This window comes from Burkholderia gladioli (assembly GCF_000959725.1).
Lineage (GTDB): Bacteria > Pseudomonadota > Gammaproteobacteria > Burkholderiales > Burkholderiaceae > Burkholderia > Burkholderia gladioli.
In genome coordinates this window covers 346,508-367,479 of record NZ_CP009323.1, presented here as the reverse complement: position 1 = coordinate 367,479, position 20,972 = coordinate 346,508, and the positions used below count along the sequence as shown (strand labels likewise).

General features: G+C 68.1%; 21 protein-coding genes and 1 tRNA gene. 11 read left to right on the top strand and 11 right to left on the bottom strand.

Annotation, left to right across the window (positions count from 1 at the left end; all coding sequences use genetic code 11):
- Nucleotides 1-122 precede the first annotated feature (122 nt).
- The 9 genes from BM43_RS18480 to BM43_RS18440 form a co-directional block, all read right to left on the bottom strand.
- Nucleotides 123-542, bottom strand: a complete 420-nt coding sequence (locus BM43_RS18480; protein WP_013698815.1) for an ExbD/TolR family protein — start codon at nt 540-542, stop codon at nt 123-125.
- Between the two features lie 13 nt (nt 543-555).
- The gene (locus tag BM43_RS18475; protein ID WP_036049920.1) at nt 556-1,290 is read right to left on the bottom strand and encodes a MotA/TolQ/ExbB proton channel family protein; all 735 of its coding nucleotides are present in this window, start codon (nt 1,288-1,290) and stop codon (nt 556-558) included.
- Nucleotides 1,291-1,341: 51 nt separating this feature from the next.
- Nucleotides 1,342-2,058 carry an energy transducer TonB gene (locus tag BM43_RS18470; protein ID WP_036049923.1) on the bottom strand — a complete coding sequence of 239 codons (717 nt, stop codon included), beginning with the start codon at nt 2,056-2,058 and terminating at the stop codon, nt 1,342-1,344.
- 230 nt (nt 2,059-2,288) lie between these two features.
- Entirely contained in the window at nt 2,289-2,525 is a 237-nt protein-coding gene (locus tag BM43_RS18465) for a (2Fe-2S)-binding protein (protein ID WP_017920277.1), read from the bottom strand.
- 155 nt (nt 2,526-2,680) lie between these two features.
- On the bottom strand, nt 2,681-3,547 hold the full coding sequence (murI, locus tag BM43_RS18460) for a glutamate racemase (RefSeq protein WP_036040962.1): 867 nt from the start codon (nt 3,545-3,547) through the stop codon (nt 2,681-2,683).
- A 49-nt stretch (nt 3,548-3,596) separates the two neighbouring features.
- Nucleotides 3,597-4,073, bottom strand: coding sequence for a bacterioferritin (gene bfr / locus BM43_RS18455; protein WP_013698810.1), 477 nt, complete (start codon nt 4,071-4,073; stop codon nt 3,597-3,599).
- A gap of 175 nt (nt 4,074-4,248) precedes the next feature.
- Nucleotides 4,249-5,772 (bottom strand): fumarate hydratase, encoded by a 1,524-nt coding sequence (locus BM43_RS18450; RefSeq protein ID WP_036049926.1) that lies wholly within the window; start codon nt 5,770-5,772, stop codon nt 4,249-4,251.
- An 84-nt stretch (nt 5,773-5,856) separates the two neighbouring features.
- The gene (locus tag BM43_RS18445; protein WP_013698808.1) at nt 5,857-6,429 is read right to left on the bottom strand and encodes a TIGR00645 family protein; all 573 of its coding nucleotides are present in this window, start codon (nt 6,427-6,429) and stop codon (nt 5,857-5,859) included.
- A gap of 300 nt (nt 6,430-6,729) precedes the next feature.
- Nucleotides 6,730-7,632 carry a DMT family transporter gene (locus BM43_RS18440; protein ID WP_036049928.1) on the bottom strand — a complete coding sequence of 301 codons (903 nt, stop codon included), beginning with the start codon at nt 7,630-7,632 and terminating at the stop codon, nt 6,730-6,732.
- A 367-nt stretch (nt 7,633-7,999) separates the two neighbouring features.
- Here BM43_RS18440 and acs point away from each other — a divergent pair, with 367 nt between their 5' ends.
- The 11 genes from acs (at nt 8,000) to BM43_RS18385 (ending at nt 18,501) form a co-directional block, all read left to right on the top strand.
- Nucleotides 8,000-9,982, top strand: a complete 1,983-nt coding sequence (gene acs, locus BM43_RS18435) for an acetate--CoA ligase (protein WP_036049931.1) — start codon at nt 8,000-8,002, stop codon at nt 9,980-9,982.
- A gap of 156 nt (nt 9,983-10,138) precedes the next feature.
- Complete coding sequence (locus BM43_RS18430; protein ID WP_080742279.1) at nt 10,139-10,576, top strand: DUF4212 domain-containing protein; 438 nt, start codon at nt 10,139-10,141, stop codon at nt 10,574-10,576.
- A complete protein-coding gene (locus tag BM43_RS18425; RefSeq protein WP_036049934.1) occupies nt 10,570-12,585 on the top strand; it encodes a sodium:solute symporter family protein in 2,016 nt (671 codons plus the stop codon). The genes BM43_RS18430 and BM43_RS18425 overlap by 7 nt, the downstream gene beginning before the upstream one ends.
- 119 nt (nt 12,586-12,704) lie before the next feature.
- Nucleotides 12,705-13,052: a hypothetical protein gene (locus BM43_RS18420; RefSeq protein WP_230676254.1), complete on the top strand. Its 348-nt coding sequence runs from the start codon at nt 12,705-12,707 to the stop codon at nt 13,050-13,052.
- A 66-nt stretch (nt 13,053-13,118) separates the two neighbouring features.
- Complete coding sequence (locus BM43_RS18415) at nt 13,119-13,382, top strand: PAAR domain-containing protein (RefSeq protein WP_013698802.1); 264 nt, start codon at nt 13,119-13,121, stop codon at nt 13,380-13,382.
- 156 nt (nt 13,383-13,538) lie between these two features.
- Nucleotides 13,539-14,129: a helix-turn-helix domain-containing protein gene (locus tag BM43_RS18410; RefSeq protein WP_036049935.1), complete on the top strand. Its 591-nt coding sequence runs from the start codon at nt 13,539-13,541 to the stop codon at nt 14,127-14,129.
- Between the two features lie 102 nt (nt 14,130-14,231).
- On the top strand, nt 14,232-14,816 hold the full coding sequence (locus BM43_RS18405) for an HD domain-containing protein (RefSeq protein ID WP_036049937.1): 585 nt from the start codon (nt 14,232-14,234) through the stop codon (nt 14,814-14,816).
- A 77-nt stretch (nt 14,817-14,893) separates the two neighbouring features.
- Nucleotides 14,894-14,984: transfer RNA gene (locus tag BM43_RS18400), tRNA-Ser, on the top strand.
- A gap of 390 nt (nt 14,985-15,374) precedes the next feature.
- Complete coding sequence (locus BM43_RS18395) at nt 15,375-16,121, top strand: hypothetical protein (RefSeq protein ID WP_052409298.1); 747 nt, start codon at nt 15,375-15,377, stop codon at nt 16,119-16,121.
- 404 nt (nt 16,122-16,525) lie between these two features.
- Nucleotides 16,526-17,344 (top strand): lytic transglycosylase domain-containing protein, encoded by an 819-nt coding sequence (locus tag BM43_RS41965; protein ID WP_052710575.1) that lies wholly within the window; start codon nt 16,526-16,528, stop codon nt 17,342-17,344.
- 194 nt (nt 17,345-17,538) lie between these two features.
- Entirely contained in the window at nt 17,539-18,501 is a 963-nt protein-coding gene (locus tag BM43_RS18385; protein ID WP_036040951.1) for a cupin domain-containing protein, read from the top strand.
- 124 nt (nt 18,502-18,625) lie between these two features.
- On the opposite strand, the gene BM43_RS18380 is transcribed toward BM43_RS18385, so the two are convergent.
- A complete protein-coding gene (locus tag BM43_RS18380) occupies nt 18,626-19,183 on the bottom strand; it encodes a DUF302 domain-containing protein (RefSeq protein ID WP_230676255.1) in 558 nt (185 codons plus the stop codon).
- Nucleotides 19,167-20,546 carry an FAD-dependent oxidoreductase gene (locus BM43_RS18375; protein WP_036049939.1) on the bottom strand — a complete coding sequence of 460 codons (1,380 nt, stop codon included), beginning with the start codon at nt 20,544-20,546 and terminating at the stop codon, nt 19,167-19,169. The genes BM43_RS18380 and BM43_RS18375 overlap by 17 nt, the downstream gene beginning before the upstream one ends.
- Nucleotides 20,547-20,972 lie beyond the last annotated feature (426 nt).

Genomic DNA, 20,972 nt, shown 5'->3' with positions numbered 1-20,972 from the left:
CCGCCGCCCGAAGGCGCCCGCGTGCGCATCAAAAAAGGCCTTCATCCTGCGATGAAGGCCTTTTACTTTGGCGCGGGGAAGACGCCGCGAACCGATTGATTCGCAGTGCTTGGAAATCGCGCCTACTTCTTCGCCTCGGTCACGAAACCGAGCTTGGTCAGGCCGCCGGCCTGGGCGGCCGACATCACCTCGGCCACGTGCTCGTAGGCGATCTTGCGATCGGCGCGGATATGCAGCTCCGGCTGCGGATCGATGCGTGCGGCATCGGCGATCTTCGCCTCAAGCTCGGTCTGGCTGACTGCCTGATCGTTCCACAGGATCGTGCCGTCGCCCTGGATCGCCAGATCGATCGTCTTGGGCTTCTCCTCGACCTTCTGGCTGCTGGCGTGCGGCAGGTCGATCTTGACCGCGTGATGGATGGCGGGAAGCGTGACGAGGAAGATGATCAGCAGCACCAGCATGACGTCGACCAGCGGCGTCATGTTGATTTCGTTCATCAGGCCGTCGTCGTCGTCGTCGCCGAACGAGGAATTCATTGCCATGACGTGACCTCGCTCAGTTCGCGCGCGTGGTGGCGAGGCGGATCGAATCGCGCTTCTTCGCCGAGGCGAGGCTCGAGCCCGTCACGAAGTAGGCGTGCAGGCCGTGCGCGAAGCGGCGCAGCTTGGTGACGATGCCCTTGTTGGCGCGCGTCAGCGCGTTGTAGCCGAGCACCGCCGGAATCGCCACGAACAGGCCGAAGGCGGTCATGATCAGCGATTCGCCGACCGGGCCCGCGACCTGGTCGATCGAGGTCTGGCCGGTCGCGCCGATCACCAGCAGCGCGTGATAGATGCCCCACACCGTGCCGAACAGGCCGACGAAGGGGGCCGTGCTGCCGATCGAGGCGAGGATCGCCAGGCCGCTCTGCATGCGCGCGACGCCGTCGTCCATGGTGTCCTTCAGGCAGCGCGTGACCCAGTCCGACACGTCCATGCGGTCGTGCAGGTGCGGCTGCGTCTGCTGATGATGCTCGGCCGCTTCCTGGCCGGCCAGCGCGAGCGCGAGGAAGGGGTTGTCCTGGGTGGTCGGCGAGGCGTCGCGCAGCTTCTGCACGCCCTTGTCGAACTCGTCCGAATGCCAGAACGATTGCTCGGCGTTCTTCATCAGGCGGCCGAGGCGCATCACGTTCCAGCCCTTGACGAGGATCACGAGCCAGGAGAGGACCGACATGATGAGCAGCGCGATCGCGATGAAGCGCGTCACGAAATCACCTTGCGCCCAGACGTGCGCGATACCGTAGCTTTCCATTTCCTTTCCTTTGTTTGAATCCGGTGAGACTGAATCGGGGTTCGGGGGCGATCACTCGCCGTCGAGATTGAACTTCATGACCTGGGTGTAACGGGCACGTACCGGCTGGCCGTTCTCGATGTAGGGCTTGCACGACGAGGCGTTGATGGCGTCGAGCGCGGCCGCGTCCAGGCGCGGGAAGTCGCTGCTCTTGGTAACGTGCGCCTTCTCGATCTGGCCGCCGACGCTGACTTCGAAATAGATGCTGACGGCGCCGGTTTCGCCGCGTCGCCGCGACAGCGTGGGATAGGTCGGCTCGATGATCTGGCAGGAGATCTTCGGCCCGGCCGCCGGCGCCGCGATGGCCAGCGTCGGCCGCGGAGCGGGCGGTGCCGCGGGAGTGGGTGGCGCCGGGGGCGCGGGCGGAGCCGGCGTCGGTTCCGGCGCCTCGATGGCATGCTCCGACGGTGCGGCCGCCACCGGCAACGGCGCCGGCTTGGGCTTGAGCACCGGCTTGGGCACCACCTTCGGCTTGTCCACCGGCTTGGGCGGCTGCGGCGTGGGTTTCGATTCGACCGCCACGGGCGTGGGCGCCGGCTGCGAGATCAACTGCACGGTCATGGTCGATTCGAGCTTGGGCTGCGGCAATTCCTTCGGGGGCATCAGCAGCGCGACGGTGATCAGCGCTGCATGGCCGAGCACCACGATGACGGCCGCGGTGACGAGACGGCGATTGAAACGGGGGGCGACCGGAGCGGGTCCGGTCGGGATGGAAGTCGAGGCCTGCATGTCTGCCAGTCTAGGCGGCGGCGCGTGGCGCGCCGGCCGCGAGGTCATGCATTACTTGCGGAAAATCAGCAGCGAAATGCACAGGGTGGTTACGAATCCGATCAGCAATTCCATCACAGCTCCTTGGCGGGTGGCCGCTGGCTAGCGATTTGCAGGCTCGCTGACGGAAAGGTCAAACAAAGGCGCGGCCGGGTGGAGCAGGCCGCGCGCGATAGCGTTGCTGTCGGTGCTCAGGCTGCCTTGCGTTCGTAGAACACCACGGGCACCGCTTGCGTGTGCGAGGCGACGCCGCAGTGGCTTTCGCAGATGCCGTGCTCGGCCATCAGTTCGCGAACCGATTCCTCGCACTTGCCGCAGCAGCTGGCGACGCCGAGCTCGAACTGCAGCTCGTCGAACGAGGCGACGCCTTCCGCCAGCGAGGCACGGATCTTTCGGTCGGACACGGACTTGCACACGCAGACGATCATGATGAGCGCGATAGCTAACGTTAATGCGAATTATTATCATTATATTCGCGCGGCTTGGCAAGCCTGCTCCACGGTTTTTTGTAACAAATCCAGGTGCTTAGCAGGGGATTGGCAAAAACGTCATGGCGCCGTGGCAGGGCGCCAGGCAGGCCGGCTCAGGCCGGCAGGGCCGTGTCGGCGCAGCGCGGCGAGGCGATCGCGACGGTTTCGGCCGGCGCGTCGAGGCCCAGCAGGGCGGCCGCGAGCGCCTGCAGGCGGCTGCCGTCGTCGGTCGAATACAGGCGCGGCGGGCGGGCCGTGGTGCCGGCCGGCGCGCGCAGGCCGTGGTCGTCGAGCACGCGGGCGAGTTGTCGCGCGATCGCCTCGCTGGTGTCAATCAGGGTCAGACGATCCTGCGTCAACTCGCGGATCGTTGCGTCGAGGAAGGGGTAATGAGTGCAGCCGAGCACCAGCGTGTCGGCGCCGGCGGCCAGCATCGGTTCGAGGTAGCCGTCGAGCAGGGCGCGCAGCGCGGGCGAACCGGTGTCGCCGCGTTCGATCGCCTCGACCAGCCCGTGGCCTGGTTGGCGCAGGAAGCGGCAGTCGGCCGCGTAGCGCTCGATCAGCGATTCGAAGCGCGCGCTGCGCAGCGTCGCCGCGGTGGCCAGCACGCCCGCCACGCGGCTGCGCGAGGCCAGGGTAGCCGGCTTGATGCCGGGCTCGACGCCCACCAGGGGGATCGCGAGTGTCTCGCGCACCACCGCGATCGACTGCGCGGTGGCCGTGTTGCAGGCCACCACCAGCGCCTTGGCGCCGCGCGCGGCCAGCCATTCGCCGATCGCCAGCGTGCGTTCGATGATGAAGGCGTCGTCGCGCTCGCCATAGGGTGCATGGCGCGAATCGGCGACGTAGACGAAGGATTCCTCGGGGAGCTGCGCGCGCACAGCGCGCAGTACCGAGAGACCGCCCAGCCCGGAATCGAAGATGCCGACCGGCGCGGCGGTGGTGGAGTCTTCTGACGCGAAGTCGGTCGGGCTGGACATGTGGGGGTGAAGCTGGCGGATGGCGATCCGCCATATTACGACGCCGTGCTCAGCTCGGCGAGCCCATCATCGACTGCTGGTAGTTCTGGATGCCGATCTTGCCGACCAGGTCGATCTGCGTCTCGAGCCAGTCGATGTGTTCCTCGGTGTCGTCGAGGATCTTCTGGAACAGTTCGCGCGAGACGTAGTCGCGCACCGATTCGCAGTAGGCGATCGCGTCCTTGCAGGTGCCCTGGGAGATGTACTCCAGCTTCAGGTCGCACTTCAGGATCTCTTCGGTTTCCTCGCCGACCAGCAGCTTGTGCAGGTCCTGCAGGTTGGGCAGGCCGTCGAGCATGAAGATCCGTTCGATCAGCCAGTCGGCGTGCTTCATCTCGCCGATCGACTCGTCGTATTCGTGCTTGCCGAGCTTCTCGAGACCCCAGTGGCGATACATGCGCGCATGCAGGAAATACTGGTTAATCGCGGTCAATTCATTCTTCAACTGAGCGTTGAGAAACTCGATGACTTTCTTGTCGCCTTGCATGGCCGTTCCTTCCTTTGTGACATAGGGTTACGGACACGAAAGATAAACGCTCGACGGCCAAAAGCCAAGCCCTAAATGCCTGAATATTCGAATATTTCTGGATAATGAGAATGATTAAGAGTAAATCAGGCCGGATTGAAATCCGGCCTGAAAATCATTCTCGTTTACTACGGATTCACGCAGTCGCGACCGGGATTTTTCCGATCTTCGCCTGCCATTCCCTCGGCCCGGTCTGGTGCACCGAGGTGCCCGAGGAATCGACCGCCACCGTCACCGGCATGTCGACCACGTCGAACTCGTAGATCGCTTCCATGCCGAGGTCCTCGAAGGCGATGACCTTGGCGCTGCGGATCGCCTTGGACACCAGGTAGGCCGCGCCGCCCACCGCCATCAGGTAGGCCGCCTTGTGCTTCTTGATCGCCTCGATCGCCACCGGGCCGCGCTCGGCCTTGCCGACCATCGAGATCAGGCCGGTCTGGGCCAGCATGGTCTCGGTGAACTTGTCCATGCGGGTGGCGGTGGTCGGGCCCGCCGGGCCGACCGCCTCGTCGCGCACCGGATCGACCGGGCCGACGTAGTAGATCACGCGGTTCCTGAAGTCCACCGGCAGGCTCTCGCCCTTGGCCAGCATGTCGGCGATGCGCTTGTGCGCGGCATCGCGCCCGGTCAGCATCTTGCCCGACAGCAGCAGTGTCTGGCCCGGCGTCCAGGCGGCCACTTCCTGCGGCGTGAGCGTGTTCAGGTCGACGCGCTTGCTGGTCTCGGTGTTCGGCTCCCAGTTGACCTTCGGCCAGGCGTCCAGCGACGGCGGGTCCAGGCGCGCCACGCCCGAGCCGTCCAGCGTGAAGTGCGCATGGCGGGTGGCCGCGCAGTTCGGGATCATCGCCACCGGCTTGGAGGCCGCGTGGGTCGGCGCCGCCATGATCTTGACGTCGAGCACGGTGGCCAGGCCGCCCAGGCCCTGCGCGCCGATGCCCAGCGCATTGACCTTCTCGTAGAGCTCGACGCGCAGTTCCTCGGCCCAGTCCTTCGGGCCGCGCTTGATCACGTCCTGGATGTCGATCGACTCCATCAGCGATTCCTTGGCCATCAGCATCGCCTTCTCGGCGGTGCCGCCGATGCCGATGCCGAGCATGCCCGGCGGGCACCAGCCGGCGCCCATGGTCGGCACGGTCTTGAGCACCCAGTCGACGATCGAGTCGGAGGGGTTCAGCATCACGAACTTCGACTTGTTCTCCGAGCCACCGCCCTTGGCCGCGACCTGCACGTCCACCTTGTCGCCCGGCACGATCTCGTAGTGGATCACGGCCGGCGTGTTGTCCTTGGTGTTCTTGCGGGCGCCCTCGGGCGGATTGACGATCGAGGCGCGCAGCACGTTGTCGGGATGCGTGTAGCCGCGGCGCACGCCCTCGTTGATCATGTCGGTCAGGCTCATGGTGGCGCCTTCCCAGCGCACGTCCATGCCCACCTTCACGAAGATCGTGACGATCCCGGTGTCCTGGCAGATCGGCCGGCGGCCTTCCGCGCACATCCGGCTGTTGGTCAGGATCTGCGCGATCGCGTCCTTGGCGGCCGGGCTCTGCTCGGCCTCGTAGGCGCGGCCCAGGGCCTCGATGTAGTCGAGCGGATGGTAGTAGCTGATGTACTGGAGCGAATCCGCGACGCTCTGGATCAGGTCTTCCTGCTTGATGACGGTCATGGCTGTGACTCAGTGGGGACTATTGGTGATGAAACTCGAAACTCGTGCGGCGGCCGGTCTGCTGCCGGCTCGCCCGCGCGGTGCTCAGGCCGCTTCGCGAGGCGCGTGCGCCTCCTCGAAATGCTTGGGGTGCGTCTGGGTGGTCAGGCGGTCGATCCAGGCCATCACCAGCGCCGACACCAGGAACGACAGGTGGATCAGCACCTGCCACATGATCGCGTGCTCGGAATGCTGGTCGGGATTGATGAAGGTCTTGAGCAGGTGGATCGAGGAGATGCTGATCAGCGCCATCGACAGCTTGACCTTCAGCACCCCCGCGTTGACGTGGTCGAGCCATTCGGGCTCGTCGGGATGGCCCTCGACGCCGAGCTTCGACACGAAGGTCTCGTAGCCGCCCACGATCACCATGATCAGCAGGTTCGAGATCATCACCACGTCGATCAGGCCGAGCACGGCCAGCATGATGTTGGTCTCGTCGAGCGAGGTGGCGTGCGTGAGCAGGTGCCAGACTTCCTTCAGGAACAGGAACACATAGACCGCCTGCGCCACGATCAGGCCGAGATAGAGCGGAACCTGCAGCCAGCGGCTCATGAAAATGAGGGACGGGAGCGGCTTCATCTTGCGGCGGACGTGCGGATCGGTCGGGCGAGCGGACATGGTCGAGCGGCCTCTGGGTGGGCGCGGATATCGTGGGTGAAGCGAATCTGAAAAAAAGCGCGATATTGTAACGTGCCCGCCGCCGGGACGGCGCCCGGGCGGGAGCGGCTCGCGAGGCGGGCCGGCAGGGGCCGGGGCCGGGGCCGGGGCAAGGCGGCAGGTACGAGACGTGCGCGAGAAGGGCAGGAGGAGGCAGGCGGGGGCGACCCGCTTCAGGGCGATCCGCCCGGCGCCGCCCGTTCGCGCCGGAGCGACCGAGCGGCCCAGGCGCCCGGGCCGCCGACCTGCCCGCCTCGCGGTTCAGGACGCGGCGGTGGGTGTGCCGCGCGGCTTCAGGCTGGCCAGCAGGATGCCGGTCACCACGCAGGCCAGCGCGAAGCCGTGCGCGAGCGTGGGCCGCTCGCCGAGGAAGGCGATGCCGTACACGGCCGCCGCGATCGGCAGCACCGCGCTGAACACGCCGGCCAGGCTGCCCGGCACGTGGCGGATGCCGATCATCCACAGGCAGAACGAGAAGATGCTGGCCGACAGCGCGTACCAGACCACCAGCGCCCAGGTGCCGGCCGGCACCGCCGCGTAGTCGAAATGCGGCAGCGCGAGCAGGCCCAGCGGCAGCATCAGCAGCATGCCGAACAGGTGCGTGTAGGCGCAGATGTCGAGCGGGCGCAGCGTCTCGGTCAGGCGGCGCGAGAGGATCACGTAGAAGGATTCGCAGCACACCGCGCCGAGGATCAGCAGGTTGCCGGCGAGCGAGCTGCCGGCCGCGGACGCGGCGCCCGGCGCATGGCCGTTGGCGAGGTTGATCGCCACCACGCCGACGATCGCCAGCGCGATCGACAGCAGGGCGCGGCCGTCGGGCCGCTCGCGCAGGAAGATCCAGGCGAACAGGGCGACCACCGCGGGGATCGTGCTGGTGATCACGCCCGCGGCCACCGCGCTGGTGCGCTGCACGCCGGTGAGCATCAGCAGGGTGAACAGGAAGGTGCCGAACAGCGCCTGCAGGAACAGGTTCAGCCACTCGGCGCGCTTCACGGTGCGCATTTTCGAGGGCCGCCACAGCGGCCAGAGCACCGCGTTGGCGATCACGAAGCGCAGCGTGGCGAGGATGGCGACCGGCACCACCACCACGATGGTCTTGCCGATGCCGACGTTGCTGCCGACCAGCAGCATCGACAGGATGAGGATGAAGGCGTAGCGATTCAAGCTGGAGTCCGGGCGTTGAGTTCAGTTAGGATTGTAACGGCCGGCGCGCCGCGGCCGCCGGCACGGCCGGGCCACGTAAGAGACGGGTAAGTTGCGAAGCTTATCGTGTCGAACGCGCGAGCAGGCCCCGCGCGATGCGGCAGCGCAGCAAGGCAGCGCCCATCGCCATCGCGGCGGCAGGTCGGCGAGCGGCCCCGCGCGCCATCACAGAAACACAAGCCAGGACAGCAAGGCCCTCGCCGCCCGGCACCGTTGACTCGGTGCCGGCGGCCGGGATCAGGAGGCACGGCGCGTCGCGCGCCGTGGAAGCGGCGCGCCCCGGGGTGCGCCGTCATGCAGTGGTTTTACCTTCATCAAGGGGTAGTCGATGTCTGCGATTGATTCGGTTCTTCACGAACGCCGCCAGTTTGCTCCGCCCGCCAGCGTTGAACAGGCGGCCAATATTTCCGGCATGGCCGCGTACCAGGCGCTGGTCGACGAGGCCGGCCGCGATTTCGACGGTTTCTGGGCGCGCCTGGCGCGCGAGGCGATCGACTGGCACAAGCCGTTCTCGAGCGTGCTCGACGAGTCGAACGCGCCGTTCTACAAGTGGTTCGAGGACGGCGAGCTGAACGCTTCGTACAACTGCCTGGACCGTCACGTCGCGGCCGGCCGCGGCGAGCGCGTCGCCGTGATCTTCGAGGCCGACGACGGCAGCGTCACCCGCGTGACCTACGCCGAACTGCTGGCGCGCACCTGCCGCCTGGCCAACGCGCTCAAGGCGCGCGGCATCGGCCGGGGCGACCGCGTCGTCATCTATATTCCGATGTCGGTCGAGGGCATCGTCGCGATGCAGGCCTGCGCGCGGATCGGCGCGACGCATTCGGTGGTGTTCGGCGGCTTCTCGTCCAAGTCGCTCAACGAGCGGCTGGTCGATGTCGGCGCCAGCGCGCTGATCACCGCCGACGAGCAGATGCGTGGCGGCAAGACCCTGCCGATCAAGAGCATCGCCGACGAGGCGATCGCGATGGGCGGCTGCGAGGCGGTCAAGAGCGTGATCGTCTACCGCCGCACCGGCGGCAAGGTCGACTGGCACGAGGGCCGCGATCTGTGGCTGCACGAGATCACCGCGAACCAGCCGGAAAGCTGCGAGCCGGAATGGGTCGGCGCCGAGCACCCGCTGTTCATCCTCTACACCTCGGGTTCCACCGGCAAGCCCAAGGGCCTGCAGCACAGCACCGGCGGCTACCTGCTGTGGGCCGCGCTGACGATGGACTGGACCTTCGACCGCAAGCCCGACGATATCTTCTGGTGCACCGCCGACATCGGCTGGATCACCGGCCATACCTACATCACCTACGGGCCGCTGGCGACCGGCTCGACCCAGGTGGTGTTCGAGGGCGTGCCGACCTACCCGAACGCGGGCCGCTTCTGGAAGATGGTGGCCGACCACAAGGTCACGGTGTTCTACACCGCGCCCACCGCGATCCGTTCGCTGATCAAGGCCTCGGGCGCCGACGAGCAGGCCCATCCGTCGCGCTACGACCTGTCGAGCCTGCGCATCATCGGCACGGTCGGCGAGCCGATCAATCCCGAGGCGTGGATGTGGTACCGCGAAAACGTCGGCGGCAATCGCTGCCCGATCGTCGATACCTGGTGGCAGACCGAAACGGGCGGCCACATGATCACGCCGCTGCCGGGCGCCACGCCCACCGTGCCCGGCTCCTGCACGCTGCCGCTGCCGGGCATCATGGCGGCGGTGGTCGACGAGACCGGCCAGGACGTGCCGAACGGGCAGGGCGGCATCCTGGTGATCAAGCGCCCCTGGCCGTCGATGGCACGCACCATCTGGGGCGATCCGGATCGATTCCGCAAGGCCTACTTCCCCGACGAGCTCGGCGGCAAGCTCTACCTGGCCGGCGACGGCACGGTGCGCGACAAGGACAGCGGCTACTTCACCATCATGGGCCGCATCGACGACGTGCTGAACGTCTCGGGCCACCGGCTCGGCACCATGGAGATCGAGTCGGCGCTGGTCTCGCACGAACTGGTGGCCGAGGCGGCCGTGGTCGGTCGCCCCGACGACATGACGGGCGAGGCGGTGGTGGCCTTCGTGGTGCTCAAGCGTTCGCGCCCGGAAGGCGAGGAGGCGCAGCAGATCGCCAAGGCGCTGCGCGACTGGGTCGGCAAGGAAATCGGCCCGATCGCCAAGCCCAAGGACATCCGCTTCGGCGACAACCTGCCCAAGACCCGCTCCGGCAAGATCATGCGGCGCCTGCTGCGCTCGCTCGCCAAGGGCGAGGCGATCACGCAGGACACCTCCACGCTGGAGAACCCGGCCATCCTCGAGCAACTGACCGAGGCGCGCTGAACCCGAGCCGGCCGGTTTCCACGGCCGGCGCGCGAAACCGCCGCCACCGGACGCGCCCGGCCCCCGCCGCGGCGCGCCGATCCGGCCGGCCCGGCACGCAGCCCCTGCGCGGCAATCCCGATTGCCCGCGCCGGGGCTTTTTTGTTAGATAAGCGGATGACCGCCGCCCCCCGTTCCCCGTCGACCACCACCTCGACCTCCCGCCACTTCAGCGATCCGCCGCCGGTGCCGGACCGGCTCGCGCGCGCCCATGCGCGCTACTGGCGCTTCAACGTCGGGCTGATCGCGGTGCTGATGGCGATCGGCTTCGCGGTGTCCTTCCTGGTGCCGCTGTTCGCGCCGTCCCTGGCCGCGCTGCGCCTGGGCGGCTTCAGCCTGCCGTTCTACCTGGGCGCGCAGGGGGCGATCCTGGTCTACCTGCTGCTGATCGCCGTCTACGTGCTGCTGATGCAGCGCGCCGATCGCCGGCTGCGGCGCGACTACGCGGCCTGCGCCGACGAGCCCGATACCGGCGCCGTGGCCGACGACCAACCGCGCCGCGCCGACGGCTGGCACGACCGGCTCGACGACGAGGCGGATCGCGACGCATGCTGACCAGCCGGCTGATCCGCGCCTATGCGTGCTACACGCTGGGCTTCCTCGCCTTCGTGGCCTTGCTCTGGCGCATCGAGCGCGCCACCGGGCCCGGCGTCTGGATCGGCTACGTGTTCCTGTTCGTGCCGATCGCCGTCTATGCCGTGATCGGGCTGCTGTCGCGCACCTCCGACCTGGTCGAGTACTACGTGGCCGGGCGGCGCGTGCCCTCGGCCTTCAACGGCATGGCGACCGCGGCCGACTGGCTGTCGGCCGCCTCCTTCATCGGCCTGGCCGGCTCGCTCTACGCCACCGGCTACGACGCGCTGGCCTACCTGATGGGCTGGACCGGCGGCTTCTGCCTGGTGGCCTTCCTGCTGGCGCCCTACGTGCGCAAGCTGGCGCGCTACACCATCCCCGACTTCCTCGGCACGCGCTATTCGAGCACCCTGGTGCGCGCGCTCGCGGCCGGCGCGGCGATCCTCTGTTCCTTCGTCTACCTGGTCGCCCAGATCCAGGGCATCGGCCTGATCGCGACGCGCTTCATCGGCGTCGACTTCGCGATCGGCATCTTCTGCGGGCTGGCCGGGATCCTGGTCTGCTCCTTCCTGGGCGGGATGCGCGCGGTGACCTGGACCCAGGTGGCGCAGTACGTGATCCTGATCGTCGCCTTCCTGGTCCCGGTCTCGCTGATCGCGATCAAGGACGGGCTCGGGCCGGTGCCGCAACTGAACTACGGGCACCTGATGACGCGCGTCGAGGCGCTCGAGGCCCAGGTGCGCGATTCGGCCGACGAACACGCCGTGCGCGAGGCCTTCCGCGCGCGCGCCGCCGTGTTCCAGGCTCGGCTCGACCGGCTGCCGGCGTCCTACGGCGAGGCGCGCGTGCAACTGGCGGACGAGCTCGCGGCGCTGCGCCGGCGCAACGGCCCGCTGCGCGAGATCAGCCAGCGCGAACGCGAGCTGGCCGAGTTCCCGCGCGACGCGGCGGCCGCGCGGGTGGTCTGGGAGCAGGCGCGCGACGAGCTGCTGGCGCGCGCCGCCGAGCCGCTGCCGATGCACCTGCCGTTCCCCTCGGCGAGCAACGACGACGAGCGCCCGCGCCGGCGCAACTTCCTCGCGCTGCTGCTGTGCCTGTCGCTCGGCACGGCGAGCCTGCCGCACATCCTGACGCGCTACAACACCACCACCTCGGTGGCCTCGGCGCGCCGCTCGGTGGGCTGGACGCTGTTCTTCATCGCGCTGTTCTACCTGAGCGTGCCGGTGCTGGCGGTGCTGATCAAGTTCGAGATCCTCGCCCACCTGGTGGGCCAGCCCTTCGCCGAGCTGCCGTCCTGGGTCACGCAATGGCAGCACTTCGAACCCGACCTGATCGGGGTGGTCGACGTGCTGCGCGACGGCATCGTGCACTGGTCCGACATCCAGATGCAGCCCGACATCGTGGTGCTGGCCGCGCCCGAGATCGCCGGGCTGCCCTACGTGATGTCGGGGCTGGTGGCGGCCGGGGCGCTGGCCGCGGCGCTGTCCACCGCCGACGGCCTGCTGCTGACGATCGCCAATGCGCTGTCGCACGACGTCTACTACCACATGGTGGCGCCCGACGCCTCGGCGCAGCGGCGCGTGACGATCTCGAAGGTGCTGCTGCTCGGCGTGGCGCTGTTCGCCTCCTACGTGGCCTCGCTCAATACCGGCAAGATCCTGTTCCTGGTCGGCGCGGCCTTCTCGCTGGCGGCCTCGAGCTTCTTCCCGGTGCTGGTGCTGGCGGTGTTCTGGAAGCGCACCACCACGCGCGGCGCGGTGGCGGGGATGATCACGGGCCTGGGCGTGTGCATCTACTACATCCTCTCGACCTATCCCTTCTTCACGCAGCTGACCGGCTTCGCCGGCCCCACCTGGTTCGGCATCGAGCCGATCAGCTCGGGCGTGTTCGGCGTGCCGGCCGGTTTCGCGGCCGCGATCGGCGTGAGTCTGCTCGACAAGCGGCCCGACGCCTATACCCGGGCGCTGGTCGATTACATTCGGCATCCATGAATCAGGCGAGGCGCGACCACCGGGCAAGCATCGGGCACTCGAGATGACGACGACACGCCATATCGACTGGCGCAGCGGCGCGGTCCGGATCGAGCAGGTCCGCATCGAGGTCGACGCGAGTGGCGCGCTCGCCCCCGATGCGCGGGCGGCCCGAGATCACGCCGGGCGGCGCACTGCGTGATCGCGTCGGCAAGCCGCTCGGGCTCCATGGATATGCGGCGAACTGCGTGATCGACGTGGCCGATGCCAGGGTGGCCAGCGTCGCCGTGCTGTTCGAGCCGATCCATTTCTTCGATGGGAGCATCACGGAATCGCGGATCGTGCAGGCGGTGGCCGCCGCCTCGGGACGGCAACTGGCGAGCACGCATCCGGCCAGCGCCGCGCTGGAGCCACTCGCCTGGGGCCGGGCCCGGTTCAGCCACGATCCGCGCCAGGCAGACCCGAGCCTGATGTTGCGGTACCCTTGAGGCCGCTGCGGGCGCCGGGAGAGCGGTGGCCCGCACGTGCATCCACCGAACTACGGGAGCAAGGACATGAAGAACGTGATTCGCGTCGGCGATCCGACCAGCCATGGCGGCGTGGTCGAGACCGGCGATTCGAGCCTGCTCGTCGAGGGCAAGCCGGTCGCGCGCGTCGGCGACCTCTGCATCTGCCCGATCGCCGGGCACCAGAGTTGCGTGATCGTCGAGGGCAACCCGGAATTTACCGTCGGCGGCCGGGCCGTCGCCTTCGACGGCCACAAGACCAGTTGCGGCGCCACCCTGCAATCGACGCTGAGCACCTTCGGCAGCGAATAGGCGGGCGGGGCGCGCGAAGCCCGGCCGGCGCGGCGCGGGGGGCTGTGACGTCGTCCATGCCGCCGCGCTTCGCGTCGAGTTTCAAGTCGAATTTCGCCGTGTCGGCACGGCACGGCGCGGCGCTCGCCGGCCCCCGCTGGGCATCGAAGGAAAGCCATGAAACCGATATCGTCGAACCAGGCAACGACCACGTCCTTGCCGCCGTCCGCGCTGGCCTGTTCGCCGGGCGCGAGCTTGCGTCGATGGCGCACGCTGCGCCGGATCAAGCAGGAACATGCAGCGGCGCTGTTCGGCGTATCGCAGTCGACGATATCGCGCTGGGAAGCCGGCACGCAGGCGGTGTCGCACGAGGAACTGCGGCGCATCGAGGCCTGCTTGTCGGCGCGCCTCGACTCGGCGGCGGATCGCGCGCTCGAGCGCCTCGTCAGCCATCACACCCGTCCCGTTCATCTCGTCTGCGACCTCACGCACCGGCTGCTGGCCTGCTCCGCGCCGCGAGCCGCGGAGTTCGCGGCGCCGCTGTCGTCGCTGATGGGCGCGTCGCTCTGGCCGTTCGCGACGGCCGAGATCGTGGCGCGCGAGCAGTCGTTGCGCGATGCGGGCTGGCAAGATCATCCGGCACCCTCGATCGAATTCGATACCGGGTCCAACGATTCGCCTCAGGTGCCGATTCGTGCGAGCCGCTGCCGCTGGACGCGTTTCACCTTGTCCGACGGGACGCTGGCGCGCCTGGTCGAGACGCTTTGAATGCCGAATGGTGAGGCGGGCGGCGACGCATAATTCATGCGTGGAGCGGGCCCGCCCGGCGCCGTATAGTGGCCGATCAATCGAGTATTCGAGGTGGCTCCCATGGACGACGCGTTGATCGACGCACGACTGGATTTCCTGCGCGGCTGCGAGCGCCTGAAGGATGTGCTGCGCAGCGGCCATACCTCGGGCGGGCGACGCGAGAGCACGGCCGAGCACAGCTGGCGGCTCGCGCTGATGGCGATGGTGCTGATGGATCAATTGGGCGAGGTCGACCCCGGCAGGGTGCTCGAGCTCTGCCTGGTGCATGACCTGGGCGAAGCGCTGGGCGGCGACGTGCCGGCGCCCGAGCAGGCCCCGGGCAGCGACAAGGATGCCGCCGAGCGACGCGACCTGCTGCGCCTCGGCGACGCGCTCGATGCGCCGATGCGCGAGAGGATCGTCGCGTTGTGGGACGAGTATGCGCGGGCGGCCACGCCGGAAGCACGCGCGGTGAAGGCGCTCGACAAGATCGAGACGATCCTGCAGCACACGCAGGGCGAGAATCCGCCCGATTTCGACTATGCGTTCAACCTCGCGTATGGACAGGCGCATACCCGCAAGGTGCCGGCGCTGCAGCGGTTTCGCGAGCGCGTCGACGAGGCGACGCGCGAGCGGATGGCCCGTGCTGGCGGGCCTTCGTGCTGAAGGCCCGCCGCGATGAATGGGCGTTTCGGTGGGGCTGGCGAGCCGCCGTTGGAGTCTGCTATACTCTCGCTCTTGCTGGAGAGATGGATGAGTGGTTTAAGTCGCACGCCTGGAAAGCGTGTATAGGTTAATCGCCTATCGGGGGTTCGAATCCCCCTCTCTCCGCCAGAAATGATCGCGAAGCCCCGTAAGTTCAAAGACTTACGGGGCTTTTGATTTTCTGGTCCCTCAATCAGGCCATCAGCCGATTCCCGAAGCGTATGTAATTCGCGCAGCCGCGCCGGCGGCTAGCCGTAAGCGGCATCCAGCGTTGGACGCAACTGCCGCACCAGATGCCAATGCGACACCACCGGTGGCAGAGCGAGGATGATGTCGAATAAAAGGATCGGACATGACGGGAATCGTGAGGCTTGCCGGTGACGTGCGCCTGGCGGTGCACGATGAGGCGGCGCCGTCCCATCACGGCCATATCCCGTTATTCGAGCTGGAACGCATGGCACGTTCCGGATACGGCAGGAACCGGGCGCAAGTCAGCCCTGACGCGTTAGCGACATTCCCATGGCGCCCATGACAGAAGACACGCCGAGGAAAATCCCCTCGGAAATCCGGAATTTCCTGCAGGCGGCGATTATCGTCGGCGATATGGTCTTGCCTTGCCGATACGCACTGCCTGACGAGATCGAGACCCTGCAAGTGGGTTTCAGGTCGAATGGGCGCACCGGCGAATCCCTGGTGTCGACGCACGATGGAGCCTGGCAGCCGGCCTGGTTCGTCCTCGCCGTGAACGATTTCAACGACCCGTTCTTCGTCGACATGGCGGAAGAGGCTGCGGGTTTTCCGGCCTATTTCGCGAAGCGCGGGGGCGGGCGATGGGACGCGATTCCCGTGGCAGGATCCCTGCGGCGTTTTGGTGAAATCCTGCTTCGCCTGAAAGCCGTGGGCGACGATGACGCGCAGGTGTCGAGGTTCGTGGAAGACGAGTTGGATGTGGCCGATCCCTTATGGAGCGAGGTCCTCCAGGCCCGCCGCGAGCACGCTGCCGAGTTCCGGGAAATCGCACCTGCGGCCTACGACCTGGCGAACCTGACGACGGTCGAGCTTGTCGTCACCGATTTCGGGGCGCAGAAGCTGAAGGTCATTCAGATCGTCAGGCGCATCCTTGGCGTGTCGCCGCAAGAGGCGCTTGCCTTGCTTGCCCGGCCCGAGCTCCTGGTTGGCACAGGCCCCAGGATCAGCCTGCAACGTCTCGCCGCCGAGTTGACCGCCGCAGGTGCCAGGACGGAATACCGGCCCCGCACCGACTGAATTTCGCTGCAAGTCAGTGGATTGCTCAGGCAAGCGATGTCAGGGTTCTGGATCGTGCGCAATCGAGAGCGACACAGGGTGCCCATGTGGAAGCTCATCGAGCTATCGAACTGGACAACCTGGTTTCGGCGGTGCAAGAGATAGCCACGCGCCTTGACTACCCCGTGCCAAATATCGACGCACTGCTTGGCATCACTCGCTTGTTTGCGCGAGTGCGCGGGCTTTACCCGGAATAGTCATGAATATGTGACAGCGCGAGGTGATTCCGCTTTGCCGCCCGCGTCTGACGTCTACCCTCGTGTTTCGCATCCCCGGCATCCACTTCGCGCCACCCAACCACCGCCTGCCGGAACCCGCCTAGAGTGCTCGGATAACCGTCGCGCCGTCCTCACAGGGAGACGTCCATGTCGATGTCCGTTGATGCCGCCGGATCGAGCACGCTCGATCCCTACCAGAGCTCGGGCCAGGGCAATACGCAGGCCTTGCAGCAGCTCGCGCAGCTCGAACAACTGATCCAGCAGTTGATCGCCGAACTGCAGATGTTCTCGCAGTTGAACAACCTGGCCAACCAGAAACCGTCTCCGTCGGTTGGCGGCGCGAGCGGTGGCGGTGGAGGCGGCGGCATGCCCGCGCTGTCGGACGGCGGTGGTGGCGGCGGTGGGCCCCAGACGCTGGCGGCCGCTCCCGGCGGCGCGCCGGCCGCGGCCGATGCCTCGCCGGCCACCGGCAGCGGCGCGCCGGCCGACAGCACGGGCGCGCCGGCAACGGCGGGCGCCTCGTCGGTCCAGGCCACGCCCGACGCTTCGGGCGGCGACATGACTCCGCAGGAAGTCGCCAGCAAGTACAAGGACGAGATCATGTCGGCATCGCAGTCCACCGGCGTGCCGCCCGGCATCATCGCCGGCCAGATCTGGCAGGAGTCGAAGGGGATCGCGAACACCCCCGGCGGCGGCCTGATGCAGCTCGGCCCCAACGAATTCCAGCAATACGGTGGCGGCGACATCTCGAACCCGGCCGACAACATCCGCGCCGGCGCGAACTACATGAAGGACCTCGCCAACCAGTTCGGCGGCAACATGGGCGCCGCGCTGCGCGCCTACAATTCCGGCCCGAATGGCGTCGACCTGAGCAACCTGAATGCGACGCCGGCCGGCACGGGCGATCCGACCTACGTGCAGAAGGTCATGCAGGCCGCCCAGCAATCGGGGCTCGCCACGGCCTGATCCGGCTGCTCGGCGCTTGCCGATCGAGGCCCGCGCCCTCGCGTTTCGCGAGGGCGCGGGCCTTGTGCTTTTTGTCGGGTTTAGGGCTGCTCGGGCATGCCTGCGCGATGAGATGCCAGGTGGTAGTATCCGCGAAATTCATGCTCGAACGTCTCGCATCGGCGAGGCGCCGGGCCTACCCACAGGAATCTTCGATGGATCTGCTGAGCCGTTTGCTGGCCTTGATGCCCGTGGCCGGGCAACTGGATGCGCGCTGCCATTTCGGCGCGCCCTGGCGCATCGACGGCGCCGCCGCCGGCGAGCGCGAAATCCATTACCACGTGCTGCTCAGCGGAGAGGCGAGCTTCGAGGACGGGCTCGGCGAGCCGCTGGCCATGCAGGCGGGCGATATCGTGATGCTGCCGTCCGGCGTGGGCCATGTGCTGCACGACGGCAGCGGCAAGCGTCCGGCGAAGTCGGAGGAGCGCTTCGTCGCCGGGCTGGAGATGGTGTCGAACAAGGGGCGCGGCGCGCCGGCCGACGTGCTGTGCGGGCGCTTCCTGCTGCCCGCCATGCCGCAGCAACTGCTGCGCGACCACCTGCCGAACCGGCTGCTGGTCAGGACCTCGGCCGCGCCGGGGCAGGACGCCGCCGCCGGCAACCGGCTGACGCGGCTGGTCGGCCTGATGCGCGAGGAATCCGACGAACTCGGCCCGGGCAGCCTGGCGCTCGTCAATCACCTGTCGGGCGCGCTGTTCGCGCTGACCATGCGATTCGCCAGCGAGGCCGGCGAGCCGCCGCGCGGGCTGCTCGCGCTGGCGGCGCGTCCGCGCCTGCAGCCGGCGCTGTCGGCGATGTTCGATACGCCCGAGAAGGCCTGGACCCTGCCCGAACTGGCCGAGCTCTGCCACATGTCGCGCGCGACCTTCGCCCGTCACTTCGACGAGGCGATCGGCCGCTCCGCCAGCGACATGCTCACCGAGATCCGCATGACCATCGCCGGCCGCATGCTGGCCGAGGGCAAGCTGTCGGTGGCGGAGATCGGCGAGCGTGTCGGCTACCAGTCGGATGCCGCGTTCCAGCGCGTGTTCAAGCGGCAGATCGGCGTGACGCCCGCGCAATGGCGGGCCCAGAGCCGCGAGCGGGTGGAACTGGCGGAAGTGGGCGAGGCCGCGTGAAGCGCCTGCATGAGGGGGCCTCGTAACGCCGGCACCTCGTGCAAGCACGTCACGCAGTACATGACGTGCTCACATGAAGGGTTCGCTTCACGCAGCCGAATCAAGCCCGGCGCGCGGCGTTGCCTCAGTTCGCGGTGGTCGCCGCCTTCAGCAGGGCCGGCACGCGCGCAAGCGGCGCCAGCAACGCGTCGTCCACGCCGTAGTCGCGCTCGAGCAGTCGCGCCGCGTCGAGATAATCGACCCGGACCGAGCCGTCCTCGGCTTGCCGGACCACCAGCCTCAGCGGCAGCTCGACGCTGGCCAGCGGATGTTGCAGCATCACCGGCGTGCCGGCCTTCGGGTTGCCGAACAGGATCAGCACGGTGGCCGGCATTGTCAGGCCGGAATCCGCCGCGGCCGCAGCCTGGTCGATTTCCGCGAAGATCCGGATGCCCTTGTCGGCGAGCGCGCCGCGCAGGTGCTCCAGCGTGCCGGCGAAATCGTGGCGGCTCTGCCAGGACAGCAGCGCATCGCTGTGTGCTTGGTTCATGCTTGCCTCCATCGGGGTGTCGAGGGGAGCGGGCGTGGCGGCCGCCGCGCCGCCGAGGCCCGCCAGCATCAGCGCGAGGCCGCCGAGCAGCGCGGCGATTCTGCCACCGACTCGCGCCGCCGCCAGGCGCGGCCGCTTATTGCGCGGCCACATGTGCCGGCACCGCGTTCAGCAGGATATTGAGCCCTTCCGAGATCAGCGGATGCGCAATGATCGCATCGCGCACCGCCGTGTAGGGCAGCTCGCCGAGCATGGCCATCTGCACCGCCGTCATCACCTCGCCGGCATTGACGCCGAGCATCGTGAAGCCGAGGATCCGATCCGATTCTCCGTCCACCAGGATCTTCATGAAGCCCTGGGTCTCGCCGCTGGTGCGGGCGCGCGGCACGGCCGCCATCGGCAGCTTGGCCACGCGCACCGCGATGCCGCGCGCCTTCGCCTCCTGCTCGTTGATGCCGATGCGCGCCAGCTCCGGCTCGATGAACAGCGCATAGGGAATCTGGCGCTCGCGGGTGCTGCGATCGCCGCCCGCCAGCTGCGATTTCAGCACGCGGTAGTCGTCGTAGGAGGCGTGCGTGAACATCGCGGTGCCGGCCACCTCGCCGATCGCCCAGGTGTTCGGCGCCGTGGTGGCGAGCCGTTCGTCGACCTTGATGATGCCGCGCTCGTTGACTGCCACGCCGGCCGCTTCCAGGCCCAGATCGGCCGTCACCGGCGTGCGGCCGGTGGCGATCAGCAGGTGGCTGCCGCTCACTTCGCTGCCGTCGTCCAGGCGCAGCGTGACCGCCTCGCCCGAGCGTCCGCTCACCTCGACCGGGCGCACGCCCGAGCGGATCGCGATGCCGTCCCCGGCGAAGGCCGCCTCGATCGCGGCGCTGACGTCCTCGTCCTCGCGCAGCGCCACGCGCGGCGCGTCGTGGACAATCGTCACGCGGCTGCCGAGGCGGCGGAACGCCTGGGCCAGTTCGAGCCCGATGTAGCCGCCGCCGATCACCACCAGGTGCTCGGGCAGCACCTCCAGTGCCAGCGCTTCCACGTGGGTGAGCGGCGCGGCGGCCTGGAGTCCCGGCACATCGGGAATCTGCGCGACCGTGCCGGTATTGATGAAGGCGTGCTCGCCCTCGACGATGCGCGTGGCGCCCTCGGCGGTGCGCACCTCGATGCGGCGCGGGCCCACGAAGCGGCCGGTGCCGATGATCAGATCGAGTCCCGAGCCGAGCATCGCCTTGCGGTTGATCTCGACCATCCCGTCCACCACCGAGCGCACGTAGCGCTTCACGCTCGCCATCTCGGCGGGGCGCGCGGCGCCGTCGCGCCGGTTCGCGAGATGGGCCAGCTCGGCCTCGTGGATCAGCGCCTTGCTGGGGATGCAGGCGACGTTGATGCAGGAGCCGCCGATCATGCCGCGCTCGATCACGGCCACCCGCTTGCCGGCGCGCGCCAGCTCCATCGCCAGCGTCTTGCCGCCCTTGCCGCCGCCCAGAAACACATATTCGAAGTTTTCGACGTTTGCCATGACCGTATCCTGATTCCGTGGGTGCCCGAAGGCGTGTTGGGAAAGTCCTGCACCGCGTGGTGCGCCGCCTGGCGGCTGGTCGATCACGCGGTTGACGGAATGCATGTTGAGGCCGCCGGCGCCTGGCGCCCAGACGCGCTCGTCTCAGCTTCATGCCCGAACGTCTCATCGCGTCGTGGCGCCGTTTTTCCGCGCGTCGAGCCGGCCCGGGCGCCGCATTTCGATAGCGCGGCTTCCGGGCTTTCCGTTCGTCAGCGGCCGATCCGCTGTCACGCAGACTTTTTCCGGACGTTGTACGCTTACGGTCTTGCGCGGGCGCCCGCGCCGCCGCGCGCTGCGGCCGGGCGCCATGCCCCGCCGGCCGGCGCGGTGGGCCGCCGCCCCCGTGTCGCCGGGCCGGCAGGCACTACGCGGGTGCCGCCACGG